This window comes from Rhodococcus sp. KRD197 (genome assembly GCF_017168235.1).
Lineage (GTDB): Bacteria > Actinomycetota > Actinomycetes > Mycobacteriales > Mycobacteriaceae > Rhodococcoides.
Genome location: NZ_JABFAO010000010.1, coordinates 25,597 through 39,778, shown reverse-complemented (window position 1 = coordinate 39,778; position 14,182 = coordinate 25,597). Strand labels below are relative to the sequence as shown.

At 64.3% G+C, this 14,182-nt stretch carries 12 protein-coding genes; 8 read left to right on the top strand and 4 right to left on the bottom strand.

The window, feature by feature from the left end:
• The first annotated feature begins 54 nt into the window (after window positions 1-54).
• The 3 genes from J1M86_RS15045 to J1M86_RS15035 all read left to right on the top strand — a co-directional run bounded on the left by J1M86_RS15045 (window position 55) and on the right by J1M86_RS15035 (window position 2,552).
• Entirely contained in the window at window positions 55-606 is a 552-nt protein-coding gene (locus J1M86_RS15045; protein ID WP_206510502.1) for a YceI family protein, read from the top strand.
• A gap of 73 nt (window positions 607-679) precedes the next feature.
• Window positions 680-1,057: a DUF3054 domain-containing protein gene (locus J1M86_RS15040; RefSeq protein ID WP_075837880.1), complete on the top strand. Its 378-nt coding sequence runs from the start codon at window positions 680-682 to the stop codon at window positions 1,055-1,057.
• 46 nt (window positions 1,058-1,103) lie between these two features.
• Entirely contained in the window at window positions 1,104-2,552 is a 1,449-nt protein-coding gene (locus J1M86_RS15035; protein ID WP_206510501.1) for a peptide MFS transporter, read from the top strand.
• A 1-nt stretch (window position 2,553) separates the two neighbouring features.
• On the opposite strand, the gene J1M86_RS15030 is transcribed toward J1M86_RS15035, so the two are convergent.
• From J1M86_RS15030 to J1M86_RS15020, 3 genes are all read right to left on the bottom strand, one after another.
• On the bottom strand, window positions 2,554-3,291 hold the full coding sequence (locus J1M86_RS15030; protein WP_206510500.1) for a sulfite exporter TauE/SafE family protein: 738 nt from the start codon (window positions 3,289-3,291) through the stop codon (window positions 2,554-2,556).
• Window positions 3,292-3,327: 36 nt separating this feature from the next.
• Window positions 3,328-4,965, bottom strand: a complete 1,638-nt coding sequence (locus J1M86_RS15025; RefSeq protein ID WP_206510499.1) for an NTF2-like N-terminal transpeptidase domain-containing protein — start codon at window positions 4,963-4,965, stop codon at window positions 3,328-3,330.
• Window positions 4,966-5,052: 87 nt separating this feature from the next.
• The gene (locus tag J1M86_RS15020) at window positions 5,053-6,876 is read right to left on the bottom strand and encodes a penicillin-binding transpeptidase domain-containing protein (protein ID WP_206510498.1); all 1,824 of its coding nucleotides are present in this window, start codon (window positions 6,874-6,876) and stop codon (window positions 5,053-5,055) included.
• Window positions 6,877-7,056: 180 nt separating this feature from the next.
• On the opposite strand from J1M86_RS15020, the gene J1M86_RS15015 reads away from it, so the two are divergent.
• From J1M86_RS15015 to J1M86_RS15005, 3 genes are read left to right on the top strand one after another with little or no spacing between them, the layout of a single operon-like run.
• A complete protein-coding gene (locus tag J1M86_RS15015) occupies window positions 7,057-8,604 on the top strand; it encodes an ABC-F family ATP-binding cassette domain-containing protein (protein WP_206510497.1) in 1,548 nt (515 codons plus the stop codon).
• A 36-nt stretch (window positions 8,605-8,640) separates the two neighbouring features.
• A complete protein-coding gene (locus J1M86_RS15010; protein WP_206510496.1) occupies window positions 8,641-10,335 on the top strand; it encodes a SulP family inorganic anion transporter in 1,695 nt (564 codons plus the stop codon).
• Window positions 10,336-10,375: 40 nt separating this feature from the next.
• Window positions 10,376-11,173, top strand: a complete 798-nt coding sequence (locus tag J1M86_RS15005; RefSeq protein WP_206510495.1) for an alpha/beta fold hydrolase — start codon at window positions 10,376-10,378, stop codon at window positions 11,171-11,173.
• Between the two features lie 32 nt (window positions 11,174-11,205).
• Here the strand turns inward: J1M86_RS15005 and J1M86_RS15000 are convergent, their stop codons facing one another.
• The gene (locus J1M86_RS15000; RefSeq protein WP_206510494.1) at window positions 11,206-12,897 is read right to left on the bottom strand and encodes an AMP-binding protein; all 1,692 of its coding nucleotides are present in this window, start codon (window positions 12,895-12,897) and stop codon (window positions 11,206-11,208) included.
• A 145-nt stretch (window positions 12,898-13,042) separates the two neighbouring features.
• Here J1M86_RS15000 and J1M86_RS14995 point away from each other — a divergent pair, with 145 nt between their 5' ends.
• Window positions 13,043-13,372 carry a hydrogenase maturation nickel metallochaperone HypA gene (locus J1M86_RS14995; RefSeq protein WP_075837794.1) on the top strand — a complete coding sequence of 110 codons (330 nt, stop codon included), beginning with the start codon at window positions 13,043-13,045 and terminating at the stop codon, window positions 13,370-13,372.
• A 6-nt stretch (window positions 13,373-13,378) separates the two neighbouring features.
• Window positions 13,379-14,173, top strand: a complete 795-nt coding sequence (gene hypB / locus J1M86_RS14990) for a hydrogenase nickel incorporation protein HypB (protein WP_206510493.1) — start codon at window positions 13,379-13,381, stop codon at window positions 14,171-14,173.
• The last annotated feature ends 9 nt before the right edge of the window (window positions 14,174-14,182 follow it).

Here is a 14,182-nt window from a genome sequence, read left to right as displayed (position 1 = left end):
CCCGGTCCGTTTAGTATTCATATACCGCTTGAACCTTCAACCCAAGGAGCTCCCATGACCACCGCCATCGCTTTGCCCGAACTCTCGGCCGGCACCTGGAACATCGACGCCACGCACTCGACGGTCGGATTCTCGGTTCGCCACCTCATGGTCAGCAAGGTCCGGGGACGCTTCCAGAAATTCAGCGGCACGATCACCGTCGCCGCCGACGGAACACCGTCCGTCAACGCCGAGATCGACGTCGCATCCATCACCACCGACAACGAGCAGCGCGACGGCCACCTCAAGACCGCCGACTTCTTCGAGGTCGAGAAGTTCCCGACCGCGACGTTCACCTCCACCTCGGTCAAGCCCAGTGGCGAGAACTTCGTCCTGACGGGTGATTTCACGTTGCACGGCGTCACCAAGTCCATCGAGATGAAGCTCGAGTTCAACGGGGTCAACCCGGGCATGGGCGCGGGACCGGTCGCCGGGTTCGAGGCAACCACCACCATCAACCGTCGTGACTTCGGCATCAGCATCGACATGCCCCTCGAGGGCGGCGGCGCTGTCGTCGGCGACAAGATCACCCTCACCCTGGAGATCGAAGCCGGCCAGGCCTCCTAGTCACCACTCTTGGCACGGCCGAACGGGCCCGCGGAACGATACGTCCGCGGGCCCGTTCTCTATTGTGGGACCGGTGAGCAAGCGAAGCCCCATCATCGCCGCCGTCGTCGATCTCGTCCTCGTCGTCGTCTTCTGCGCCATCGGACGAAGAAGTCACGACGAAGCGAATGCCGTGGCGGGCCTCGCCACCACCGCATGGCCTTTCGTCACCGGAGCCGTCGTCGGTTGGGTTGCCACCTGGGCGCTCTACCGCGACAAATTCGACGCTTACCTGATCGTCCCGACGGGCATCGTCGTCTGGGTTTCGACGGTCGCCGTCGGCATGATCCTGCGTGTGGTCAGCGGGCAGGGAACTGCGTTCAGCTTCGTCCTCGTGGCGTCGACGGTCCTCGCGATCTTCCTGTTCGGATGGCGCGCGCTCGCCAGACTGTTACTTGTAACGAAAAAGTAGCCCCATCGGCCTGCCGGAACACCCATCGGCATGGAACAGTTCACAGATGGCCGACGTGCACAACAAGCAGGACACCGCGTTCTTCGGGCAGCCGTTCGCTCTGGCGAATCTCTTCGGTGTCGAGATGTGGGAGCGCTTCTCGTTCTACGGGATGCAAGGCATCCTCATCTACTACCTGTACTACTCGGTGTCCGATGGTGGCCTCGGACTCGCGGAGAGTTCTGCGACGTCCATCGTCGGCGCCTACGGCGGCACCGTCTATCTGTCGACGATTCTGGGCGGATGGGTAGCCGACCGGTTGCTGGGGTCCGAGCGCACACTGTTCTACAGCGCCGTGATGATCATGTTCGGTCACATCGCTTTGGCCGTCTTGCCCGGATTGCTGGGTGTGGGTGTGGGTTTGGTCCTCGTCGCGTTCGGTAGCGGCGGACTCAAAGCCAACGCGACATCGCTCGTCGGCGATCTGTACGGCGAGCACGACAATCGTCGCGACGCCGGGTTCTCACTGTTCTACATGGGCATCAACATCGGCGCGTTCGTCGGACCCCTGCTCACCGGACTCGCTTGGGATACGTTCGGATTCCATGCGGGTTTCGGTCTCGCAGCAATCGGTATGGCGGCCGGTTTGATCCAGTACACACTCGGGCGCAAGCACCTGCACGGTATCGGCGCGTCCCCCTCGAATCCGCTGCCCGCAGATCAGCGCATCAAGTGGGGAGCCATCGGCGTCGCCGCCATCGTGGTCGTCGCGCTGCTGTCGGTGTTCGGCGCGATCACGGCGTCCAATATGTCCGATATCGTTGTCGGAGTAACGGTGATCGCCGCCATCGGGTATTTCGCCGTCATTCTCTCGAGCAAGCACATCACCACTATCGAGCGTCGCCGCGTCGTGTCGTTCATCCCGATGTTCATCGCCAGCGCCGCGTTCTGGTCGCTGTTTCAGCAGCAGTTCACGACGGTCCCGCTCATTGCCGCTTCGAAGCTCGATCGCAACCTGTTCGGGTGGGAGTTTCCCCCGAACTGGGTGCAGTCCATCAATCCGATCTTCATCATCATCTTCGCGGGTGTGTTCGCGGCCGTCTGGACGAAACTGGGTGATCGCCAACCGTCTACACCGCTGAAGTTCGCGGCGGGCGTCGGGATCATGGGCCTGGCTTTCCTCGCATTCGTACCCTCGCTGGCCGGCAACAGCATGCCGTTGCTCGCCCTCGTCGGCATCCTGCTGATGTTCACCTTCGCCGAGCTGTTCTTGTCCCCCGTGGGACTGTCGCTCTCGACCAAGCTCGCCCCGAAGAACTTCCACACCCAAATGGTCGCGCTGTTCTTCCTCTCCGTCGCATTGGGTTCGGCGATGGCCGGCACACTGGCCGGCTACTACGACCAGGACAACCCGAATCCGTTCTTCTACAGCGTCGGTGGCGCGTCTCTCGCCGTTGCCGTTGTCCTCGTTGCGCTCACGCCGTGGATCAAGAAGATGATGAGCGGCGTGCGCTAGTTCACGCGAACTGCAGCCAGGCAGCGAGTCCGAGACCGAGAAATGCGACGGCAAGGCGCAGAAAATTCGGCGGAATGACCTTCACCACCGGGGGTCCGGAGTACCCGCCGACGAATGCGCCAATCGCCAGAGCAAGGGCCGCCAACCAGTTCACGTCACCGGAGAAGGCAAAGAAGATCGCCGCGACGAGATTGGCGATCCCCAACAGGAAGCTCTTGAGGATGCTTGCACGCCAAATGGAGTCGGACGTGCAGATCAACGCCAGCGCCAGGAAGATCACTCCTGCCCCGGCGCCGAAGTAGCCGCCGTACACCGCCACGAAGAACAGGGCGACAGGATAGAGCGTCGGAAACTTCTTGGTCCCGGCCAAGTTTCGCAATCTGGGCTGCAGCAGTAGCGCGATGGCAGCGAATGCCACAAGGAAAGGGACCACCGCTTCGAACGACCCGGCAGGCGCGGTGAGCAGCACGATCGCGCCGACCAGACCACCGACCGCCGATACGATCCCCACGCGAATCAGCTGCCTGCCGTCCTTGGCGATCTCGCTCGACGCATTGGTCGTCGCCCCGACACCCGCCGCGACCAGAGCGACCGTATTGGTGACGTTCGCGGCGACGGGACTCAGACCCGCAGCGAGCAGCGCGGGATAGGACACCAGTGAGGCCAAACCCGTCACGAATCCGACGAGGCCGGCGAAGAATCCGGCGACGACGAGGAGTCCGAATGCGAGCAGGGTCACGAGGGCTAAAGCTACCCCGCTTGCGTTGGCGGTCGCCTACTCGGTACTGCCCGAGGCGATCTCGTCGAGCAGCTTGGTGCTCATCCGCACCGCCTGGTCGTCGTCACCCGCGTCCTCGATGTACACGGCGAACGCGAGGTCGTCACGGCTGCCGATGAACCACCTGTCGTCGACGCTGGCGCCGGCGAACCCAGCGAGACCGGCGTAACCGCCCAGTCCACGATCGTGCGACGAGTTCTGCAGCAGTGTCCGCAGATTCGCCAGCGCAGCCGGGGCCACAGTGCCGGGATCGGTGTCCGGCGCGGCCGGCTGGCCGACGACGATGGACGGAACCGGCGCGGCTCCCCGGGCGATCGTGGCGCCCAACTGGGCGAGTCCGAATGGTGTTACCGACAATTCGAGCGTTTCATTGCCGACGGTTCGGATCCGCTCGACGGCACTGTTGCCCGACGGGACCGATCCGGTGTACGCGTCGAGGCCCGGCATCGCATAGTTCACACCCAATCCGACGCCGGACGCGTCGACGCCGCCGGCCGCCAGCAGATCCGACAGCGAACCCGCCGGGTACATCGCCGAGAACGCGATCTGTCCCTGCTCGTTTGCGTAACTGTTCTGCGCGACGGCGACGATGGCGCCGGTGGACGGGGCGATGGCGACGATCGACGCGGCCGTCCCGACGCTCACCACGGCTTCCTCCGCCGCGAGTTGGATACGTGGATCGAGGGTGGCGTGCAGGTCCGGCCCTCCCGGGCCCTGGAAGCCCGCCTGACGCGTCAGCGACCCGTCGCCGTTCACCACATCGACGGCCCAACCTGCGGTGGCGTCGCGGTTCTGCTGCCACGCCGAGCGGAGGGAGTCGAGCAGAGGTGAGGTGATCCGGCGATCGCCCGCGATCAGCTTCGGTGTCTGTGTGACGACGACACCGGGAATCGCCCGCAGATCGTCCTCGAGCACTGCGAAATCGTCGTCTCGGAGATTGACGGCGAGGATCGAGTTCCCGGCGGATGCGGCCAGCTCGGACAGCATCGAGTCGGCGGTGATCAGTGGGGCGACGACGTCGATCACGTCCGCGAGCTGCGCTGCCGAGGCAGCTGGATCCGGCGTTTGGGCGGGGTCGAGCAGAATGGCGTTGATGGTGCGTTCGTTCATGAGAACGTTCTGCGCGGCGTCGAACACGAGCGGCGGCGCGGCGTCGGTGCGGACGTATCTCACCGAATTGTCGGGGAGCAGATCGGGAGCGAGAACATCGGGTTCCCACGAGATTCGCCACCCCACGCTGAGCTTCTTCGCGCTGCCCCGGGTCGAGTACTGCCAGTCCTTGCCCTCGCCGAAATTCCAGTCCGAGTCCAACGTGAAGAATCCGGACTCGTCGCTGAGGTCGACGAACTGCCCGAGCTCGAATTCACTCGTCGACGCCCCATCGGCGGCCAAGCCGTCGAACATCTGCGTCAGGCTCGCGGCCGCGGCATTGGGATACGTCGTCATCGCGGCAGCAGCTGCGATGTCGCGCTTGTTGAGAGCATCGACGAAGGCGGCGGCCATGTTCTCGGCCTCGCTCTGCGGTTCCTCCATCGTCCACAGCGCCATGGTGCTGGTCAGGGCCAAACTGGCGCCCACTGCAACCACGTATCGACCGCGAATTCGACCGCCGACCGAATGCCTCACACGACTCATGATCACAATGTTCACTGTTGTCACACCAGTAACAAGCACGGGAGCCCTACGCTACGGTCACGATTGCGCTACGCCGGGCCCGGCCGATTAGCGCAGGAAGCGTCCGGCGGCTTCGAGGGCGGGGGCCGAGCTCTGTCCGCCCGCGACGAACACTGCGAACGCGAGATCGCCTTGAATCCCGATGAACCAGCCGTGGGCTCCCTCGTTGTTCAGGCCGAACTCCGCGGTGCCTGTCTTGCCGAGCAGATCGGGGATGTCCTGCAGTTGGGTCGCAGTTCCGGAGGTGACGGTTTCACGCATCATCATGCGGATCTGCTCGGCCACCTGAGGGTCGACGGGTTCCGGGGTGGTGTCACCGGTGCCGGGTTGGCCGTCGATGAGCGTCGGCGCGTTGAGGGCGCCTGCGGCGATGGACGACGCGACGAGGGCCATTCCGAACGGGGATGCCGTCACCTGCCCCTGACCTATTGCCCATTCGACGCGCTGCGCCGGGGTCTCGGCGGATGGGACGTTGCCGGTGACGGTGGTGAGGCCGGGCGTCACGTAGTCGACGCCGAGTCCGTACCGCAGTGCGGACTGGGCGAGGGCGTCGGCGGGGAGTCCTGCGCCGAGCCGTCCCATCGTCGTGTTGCACGATGCCGCGAAGGCTGTTCGGAGCGGGACTTCGCCGAGGTCGAAGTTGTCGTCGTTGGGAATCTGTCGGCCTTCGATGTTCTCGGTGCTCGGGCACGGTAGAACAGTGTCCGGGGTGGCGATGCCCGCTTCGAGCGCGGCCGATGTCGTCACGGTCTTGAAGGTCGAGCCCGGCGGGTAGAGGCCGGTCAGGGCGATGTCGCCCTGCGCGTCGGCTGCGTTGTTCTGGGCAACGGCCAGCACCTCACCGGTCGACGGCTGCAGCGCCACGATCGCGGCCTGCTGCCCCAGTGGCGCCAACGCCTCGTCGGCCTTGCGTTGGAGTTCGGCGTCGAGCGTGGTGGCGATGTCGGGCGCTGGGCTCGCGTCGACTCCGGCCAGTCGATCGGCGCTTCCGTCTGCTGCCACCGACTGGATCGCCCAGCCCTTGTTCTCGTCGATTCGCTGCTGCCACACGTCGGCGACGCCGTTCAGCGCAGGCGAGCTGAGCTCGGAGTCGGCAGTCAGCAGCCGCGTCTGCGGGGCCAGGGTGACGCCGGGGACTTGGGTCAGCTGTGCGGCGATCGGATCGATGTCCGATTGGCGGAGGGTGACCACTGTCGTGGTGTTGCCCTGCGCTGCGGCTTGGTTCGATGCGATCGATTCGGCCGTGATGCCGGGGACGATCGGGGTGATGTACGCCGCCACCGTTGCGGCATCAGCGGTGGAATCGACGTTGACCAGTGTGACGACCTGCTGCGACATCAGTTCGACACCCGCTCGGTCGAACACCTTGGGGGTCACGAGCGCGTCCGTTGCTGTGTACCGAATCGAGGAGTCGGCGGCCAGTCCCGGCGCCAGAATGGACGGGTTCCACTCGATGCGCCAACCCTGGTCGGTCTCGATGGCCGTGCCGGTGGTGTCGTACTGCCACTGCTTGGGCTCGCCGTCGGGCTCTTCCGTTCCGTCGGTCGTGGTCGAGAACCGCCACGTCCCGTCGAGATTCACCGTCCCCGTTTCCTCCGATGTGGAGTCGACGGCGAAGTCGGGAGTTGCGGTGACGGTGCCACCGGCGCTGAGCCCGTCGTAAAGCCCCGTCAACGCTGCGGAGGCTGCTGCGGGGTCGGTGGTGAGGGCGGCCGCGGCATCGGCTGCGCCGCTGTTGATGGCGTCGACGAACTGCTCGGCGGTGGTCTGCGGCTGGGCCGGGCCCTGATCACCACAGCCTGCGAGGACGAGCGCCACTACAGCGGCGATGGCCGATACCGACTTCTTCGACGTGTGCACGAACACGATCATGCCCGAAGAGTCACCTGCGGCGCACGTAGGTGAAAGCGGTTGCGTCCGCGATTGACAGGGGGTTAACCTGGATTCTGTCTTGTTGTCGAGGAGATTCGGAGAGGCCATTGCTCATTCAGAGGTTCTGACGCCTGCACTTGCGTAGATCGACTGCGCGCACGCACACCTCTGGGAGCAACTATGTCTACTTCTCTGCGCATATCCGACCTCGACTTCACCTGGCCCGACGGTGACCAGGTTTTCGACGGCCTGAATGCCGTTTTTCATTCCGGAACAACGGGTCTCGTCGGTTCGAACGGCGCGGGCAAATCCACTCTGCTGAGATCGATCACCGGCGAACTGGCACCGCAGCGTGGTTCCATCACCATTCCGGGGCGCTTGGGCTACCTACCGCAGGACATTGCACTGCGACCGGGCAGACGCGTCGATGAGATACTGCGCCTACGCGAGCTTCGGAACGCGTTGCACCGCATCGAATCCGGCGAAGGAACCGAGCACGACCTCGCCGAGGTCGGCACCGACTGGGACGCCGAGGATCGCGCCGTGGCCTTGCTGGACAAACTCGGGCTCGGGCACATCGTCGCCGACCGGGACGATCTCGATCGCGTCGTCGGCACCCTGTCCGGCGGCGAATCGATGTTGCTCGCCCTCACGGCCGAGCTGCTCGCCGAGCCCGAGGTGCTGTTGCTCGACGAACCGACGAACAACCTCGATCTGCACGCACGTGCCCGCCTGCACCAGGCCCTACAGGCTTTTCCGGGCGTAGCAATCGTGTGCAGTCACGATCTCGAGCTGTTGGACGGGGTGGACACCATCGCCGAACTGAGAGCAGAACGAGGCGGGCCGAGCGAGCTGCGGATGTTCGGCGGCAACTACGAGCACTACCGGAGCGTCATCGACGCCGAACAAGACGCCGCGCGGGCGGCACTGCACGACGCCAAGAACGACGTTCGCAAGCAGGAACGCGAATTGATCGACACTCGAACGAAATTGGACCGTCGGCTCCGATACGGGAAGAAGATGGCCGAGCAGAAACGGGAACCGAAGATCGTCATGGGCTTGCGTAAGAGGGCGGCGCAGGTGTCGGCGGGCAAGCTCCGCAACACCCACCTCGAGAAGGTCGACGACGCGCAAGCGGCGCTCGAGACTGCCGTTGGTCGGTTGCGAGAGGATCGCCAGATTCGTATCGACTTACCAGCCACGAAAGTGCATGCCGGGCAGGAAGTCGCCGGACCGGAAGCACTGCAGATCGTGGGCCCGGAGCGCATCGCGTTGATCGGACCGAACGGCAGCGGGAAGACGACACTGCTCGGAAAGATCCACGCCTCGGAACCTGCGACGGCATGGCAGTACCTGCCGCAGCGGCTCGACGTGTTCGATGAAACACGCACCGTCGCCGAGAACGTTGCGGATGTCGCCCCAACGGCATCCAACGAACGAATACGTGCCCAACTGGCGCGCTTCCTCTTTCGCGGCAGCGACGCAGACGCGGTCGTATCGACATTGTCGGGCGGCGAACGACTGCGGGCGGTGCTGGCCTGCATTCTGCTTGCGGATCCGGCGCCGAAACTGCTCCTGCTCGACGAGCCGACCAACAACCTCGATGTGCCCGGCAAGGAACACCTCACCGAAGCGTTGGCGAGCTACGAGGGCGCACTCGTCGTTGCCAGCCATGACCTACCGTTCCTTCGCGACCTGCAGCCGACCAGGTGGATAGAGCTCCAATAGAGCTCGGCTGCGGCATTCGGCTGTAGGCTTCCGGAGGTGTCCTGGACGGGAAGCGTCGGCCGGCTGCCGGGAATTGTGGTGGCCCGTACCTACCGCCGTGAGTGGTTGCGAAACGACATCACGGCGGGTCTCGTGCTCACCGCCCTGCTCATCCCGGCAGGCATGGGTTACGCGCAGGCGGCAGGTTTGCCCGCCTATGCGGGGCTGTACGCCACCATCGTGCCGCTACTCGTCTATGCCGTAGTCGGACCGTCCAGAATCCTGGTCCTCGGCCCGGATTCGTCGCTCGCTCCGCTCATCGCCGCAGCAATAGCACCGCTGGCCGTGACCGATGATCCCCAAACTGCGATGGCGCTGGCCGGTGTCCTCGGTGTCCTCGTCGGCATCATCCTGCTCGCCGGCGGCTATCTCCGGCTCGGATTCGTGACCGAACTGCTCTCCAAGCCCATCCGGCTCGGCTATCTCAACGCAATCGCCCTCATCGTCGTCGTCGGTCAGATACCCAAGTTGCTCGGATTCACCGTGGACGCGTCCGGTGTTCTCGGACAGATCGCCGACGTCGCGCAATCGCTGTGGGCGCGCGAGTTCGATCCGATCGCCGCGGCCGTCGGTTTCGGATCACTTGCCGTGATCGTGCTGTTTCGCAGACTGTTTCGCAGCATCCCAGGAATTCTGGTGGCCGTAGTGGGCGCCATGATCGTCTCGGCAGTCTTCGATCTCACCGACGACATCTCCATGGTCGGGGCAATTCCCAGCGGACTGCCGCTCCCGTCCTTCTCCGGTGTCGGCTGGGGCGACGTCGGACATCTCATCGCCCCGGCGGCCGCTATCGCGTTGATCGCCTTCGCCGATACGGGCGTGCTGTCCCGTACGTTCGCGGCCCGGCACAATCACGTCGTCGACGGCAGCACCGAGATGAAAGCCATCGGCGTGTCCAACCTGGCGAGCGGACTGTTCGGCGGATTCCCCATCTCTGCCAGCGGTTCACGAACCCCTGTGGCCGAACAGAACGGCGCCCAAACGCAGTTGGCGAGCGTGGTGGGCGCGTTCGCTGTGCTGGTCTTCGTCCTCGCCGCTCCAGGCGTCACCACCTACCTGCCCGACGCGACGCTCGGAGCGGTGGTCATCGTAGCCGCGACGGCACTGATAGACATCCGCGGACTGGTCCGCATGTGGCACATGAGCCGCATCGAATTCGGGCTCGCCGCAGCAGCATTCCTCGGGGTCACCCTTGTCGGGGTGCTTCAGGGCATCGTCGTCGCGATCGGGTTGTCCTTCGCCGCTGTGATCGCGCGGGCGTGGCAGCCGTACCGCACAGAGCTCGTCCGCACGGCCGACCGCCCCGGGTACCACGATATCGAGCGCCACCCGGACGGGCAGCGTATTCCTGGCCTGGCAGTGGTGCGGTTCGACGCCCCGTTGTTCTTCGCGAACGGAACCATCTTCGACCGGTACATCCGCTCCGTGGTGCATCACCAACCAACCCCAGCGGAGTGGGTGGTCATCGCCGCGGAACCCATCACCGGCCTCGACACCACCGCGGTCGACCAGCTCGTCGAGCTCGACCGGTATCTGAAGGATCAGGGGATTCGACTTGTATTCGCAGAAATGAAGGGCCCGATCAAAGACCGACTGATCCGTTTCGGCGCGGCCGGCAGCTTCGATACCTCGCGTTTCTACCCCACCGTCGAAACTGCCGTCGACGCGTTTCAGCAACGGGCTCATCAGTGATGATCGCGTACGGCGACTGGGATCGTCCACACTGGATGGCATGGACTACGCAACCAACCCGTCCGACGGCGTTCGAATCGGCTATCAGGTAGTCGGATCCGGCCCTCCACTGATGCTGGTACACGGGAGCCTGTTGACCCATGTGATCTGGCGAACCTTCGGCTACGCCAAGGTGCTACGACCGAACAGGACGCTGATCTTGGTCGACATGCGCGGGCACGGTCGAAGCGACAAACCCCACGAGGTCGACGCATATTCGATGAGCTCCATGGTCGGTGACCTCACCGCCGTCCTCGACGCGGTCGGCGTCGAGAAGGTCGACTACTGGGGCTACTCCTTCGGCGCGAGGGCCGGGCTGACGCTGACCGCGCACGCACCCGAACGCGTGAACAGCCTGATTGCCGGCGGAGGTTCGCACGGTTCGCAGGCCGGTGCGTTCGATCGACTGTTCTTCCCCGGTTGCGCGGACGTGCTGGCGGAGCGGGGAATGGACGGGTTCATCACCGAATGGAACGAGCATCGGATGTTCCCGGTCGACGACGCGACCCGGGCTGCGTTCGCTGCGAACGACACCGACGCCATGGCCGCCTACTTCCGCGCATCCGACGCCGAGCCCGGACTCCCCGACGACGCCCTACGCGGCTTCGATCTGCCGTGCCTGTTCTACGTCGGGTCGGAGGACCGAGAACGGCTCGCCGCCGGGCGTGCCGCCGCGGACCTCGTACCCGGTGCGCAGTTCCACCTCATCGAAGGATTCGACCACTCGACCACGCCCGCCGCAAGCGAGGAGGTGTTGGGCGTCGTGACGCCGTTCCTGGGCCGCCACTCCCCTATGTGAGCGGAAATACATAGCAGGACACGTACTTCCACTCACATACGGAGACGCTCGAACTGGTCGTCGCGAAACTCTTCGGACAACACCTGACCGGAGTCCTCACGCGCGCGAAGTTCCACGCGTCGAATTTTGCCGGAGATGGTCTTGGGCAGCTCGAAGAACTCGAGGCGGCGCACACGCAGATACGGCGCCAGATGCTCACGCGCATACTTGAGGATCTCGAATGCCGTGTCCTCGTTCGGTTCCCACCCGGCGGCGAGCGCAACATAAGCCTTGGGCACAGCCAGGCGTGTCTCGTCGGGAGCAGGTACGACGGCTGCCTCCGCCACGGCCGGATGCTCGATCAACACACTCTCGAGCTCGAACGGCGACACCTTGTAATCCGAGGCCTTGAACACGTCGTCGGTGCGACCCACGTAGGTGATGTAACCGTTCTCGTCTCGCGAGGCGACGTCGCCGGTGTGGTAGTAACCGCCCGCCATCACCTGCTTGTTGCGTTCGGCGTCGTCGAGGTACCCGGTCATCAAGTTGAACGGTTTCACCGTCAGGTCGAGACAGATCTCGCCCTCATCGGCCAGCTCACCGGTCACCGGATCGACGATGACTACCGGTACGCCCGGCAGCGGCCGTCCCATCGAACCGAACTTCAACTCACTACCCGGTGTGTTCGCTACCAGGGCAGTGGTTTCCGTCTGCCCGAACCCGTCACGGATATTGAGGCCCCACAGCTTCTGAACATGGGAGATGACCTCCGGGTTGAGTGGCTCACCCGCACCGATCGCCTCGCGCAACGCGCCCTTGCCACCGGAGATGTCAGCCTGGATCAGCATGCGCCACACCGTCGGCGGCGCACAGAACGTTGTCACCTCGGCCCGACGGATCTGCTCGAGAAGGGCTGCGGCGTCGAAACGCGTGTAGTTGTAGACGAAGATCGTGGCCTCGGCGATCCACGGCGCGAAGAAGCAACTCCATGCGTGCTTGGCCCAGCCGGGTGAGCTGATGTTGAGGTGCACGTCGCCCGGTTCGACGCCGAGGAAGTACATCGTGGTGAGGTGCCCGACGGGGTACGACACGTGCGTGTGCTCGACGAGTTTGGGCTTGCTGGTCGTTCCCGAGGTGAAGTACAGGAGCAGACGATCGTCGGGCGCGGTCACCGTCTCGAAGGGCTGCGCGTCCAGCATCTCGTAGGCCGCCCGGTAGTCCATCCAGCCTTCGGATTCGCCGCTTGAGATCCTCAGGTAGTCGCCGGGGACGTCGTCGAACTTGGGCGCATCGGCGGGATTGACGATGACGGCCTTCGCCTGGCCGCGTTGCACGCGATCGGTGAGATCCACGGAGCCGATTGCGGTGGTCGTCGGCATCAGCACGGCGCCGAGCTTCATCACTGCGAGCATCGACTCCCACAGTTCCACCTGGTTTCCGAGCATCAACATCACCGAGTCACCGCGACCGATGCCCAGGGATTCCAACCAGCGCGCTACCTGATCGGACCGATGCGCGACGGCATCGAAGCTGTACTTGCCCTCCGACCCGTCCTCCTCGACGATCCAGAGCGCGGTGGCGTCGTTGCCGCGGGCAATGGCGTCGAACCAGTCGATGGCCCAGTTGAAGCGGTCACCGAGTTCGGGCCATTCGAAGGTGGACACGGCCGTGTCGTAGTCTCCGTGCGCGGCCAACAACCGATCCCTGGCCTGCTTGAACGCCGCGTGGGCTGTTCCGTCCGTCATTGTCACTCCTCACTACCGTGCGCAGGTATGGCGCACGTCTCGCCATCGCCATCCACGCTAGAGACACGGGCGCCCCCGCCACTACCCCCGAATGAGGGTCCCCATTCCTACACCACACGACCGGCACCGAGCGCACTATGAAGTGATGCACGAACTTGCGATCACGCAGTGCATAGTCGACGCCGTCTGCGAGCGGGCCGACGGAAGAACGGTGAGCAGTGTGCGGGTGCGCGTGGGCCGTTTGTGCGCGTTGATTCCCGACTCGATGCAGTTCTGTTTCGACCTCGTCACCGAGGGCACGGTCATGGAAGGTGCGCGCCTCGACATCGACGAGGAAGACGGACGAGCTCTGTGCCGGACATGCGGTATCGAGTTCGTCCTCGCCGATCCCATCCTCCTATGCCGGTGCGGAAGCGCCGATGTCGACGTGCTCGCCGGCCGAGACCTCCGAATTCTCTCGATGGAAATGAGTTGAATGCACATGTGCGCCACCTGCGGATGCGAGGGTGACGGTGGACCCGTCGTCACCCTCCCTCACCAGCACCCCCAAGAACACAGCCACCCGCACGAACACGAGCACGCCCACGCCCACGAACACGAACACCCACACGAACACCCACATGAGGTCGTCACCCTCGAGCAGAAGGTTCTCGCCAAGAACGACCTCCTTGCCGAACGCAATCGCGGCTGGTTGGCGGGGCGCGGGATCTCGGCGTTCAACATGATGAGCTCGCCGGGAGCTGGAAAGACGACGCTGCTGGAGCGGACGATTCGTGCGCTGGTCGAATCGCGGCCGATCGCGGTCATCGAGGGCGATCAGGAGACACTGCTCGATGCAAACCGGATCGAGGCAGCGGGAAGCGCTGTAGTGCAGATCAATACCGGCTCCGGCTGCCACCTCGACGCCGACATGGTGCGCCGTGCCCTCGATACGCTCGATCCGGTGGCCGGGTCGCTGCTGTTCATCGAAAACGTCGGAAACCTGGTGTGCCCCGCTCTGTTCGACCTCGGAGAGGAAGGCAAGGTTGTCCTAATTTCAGTGACGGAAGGCGACGACAAGCCGCTGAAATATCCGCACATGTTCGCCGCCGCGGATCTCGTGGTCGTCAACAAGATCGACCTACTGCCCTACGTCGACTTCGACATGAACGTCTTTGCACAGCACGCCAAGTCGATAAACCCGCAGATCGAACTAATACCGACGTCGGCGACCACCGGCGATGGATTGGAAGACTGGTTTCGATGGATCGACGATCACGCCCGTATCAACCGTTGACTTCCCTTC

Bases quoted from the DNA above. Each gene is read 5' to 3' on its own strand.
- J1M86_RS15005 (WP_206510495.1), top strand. From the start codon at position 10,376: ATGGACTACGCAACCAACCCGTCCGACGGCGTTCGAATCGGCTATCAG.
- J1M86_RS15035 (WP_206510501.1), top strand. From the start codon at position 1,104: ATGGCCGACGTGCACAACAAGCAGGACACCGCGTTCTTCGGGCAGCCG.
- J1M86_RS15020 (WP_206510498.1), bottom strand. From the start codon at position 6,876: ATGATCGTGTTCGTGCACACGTCGAAGAAGTCGGTATCGGCCATCGCC.
- J1M86_RS15045 (WP_206510502.1), top strand. From the start codon at position 55: ATGACCACCGCCATCGCTTTGCCCGAACTCTCGGCCGGCACCTGGAAC.
- J1M86_RS15015 (WP_206510497.1), top strand. From the start codon at position 7,057: ATGTCTACTTCTCTGCGCATATCCGACCTCGACTTCACCTGGCCCGAC.
- J1M86_RS14995 (WP_075837794.1), top strand. From the start codon at position 13,043: ATGCACGAACTTGCGATCACGCAGTGCATAGTCGACGCCGTCTGCGAG.
- J1M86_RS15000 (WP_206510494.1), bottom strand. From the start codon at position 12,897: ATGACGGACGGAACAGCCCACGCGGCGTTCAAGCAGGCCAGGGATCGG.
- hypB (WP_206510493.1), top strand. From the start codon at position 13,379: ATGTGCGCCACCTGCGGATGCGAGGGTGACGGTGGACCCGTCGTCACC.
- J1M86_RS15025 (WP_206510499.1), bottom strand. From the start codon at position 4,965: ATGAGTCGTGTGAGGCATTCGGTCGGCGGTCGAATTCGCGGTCGATAC.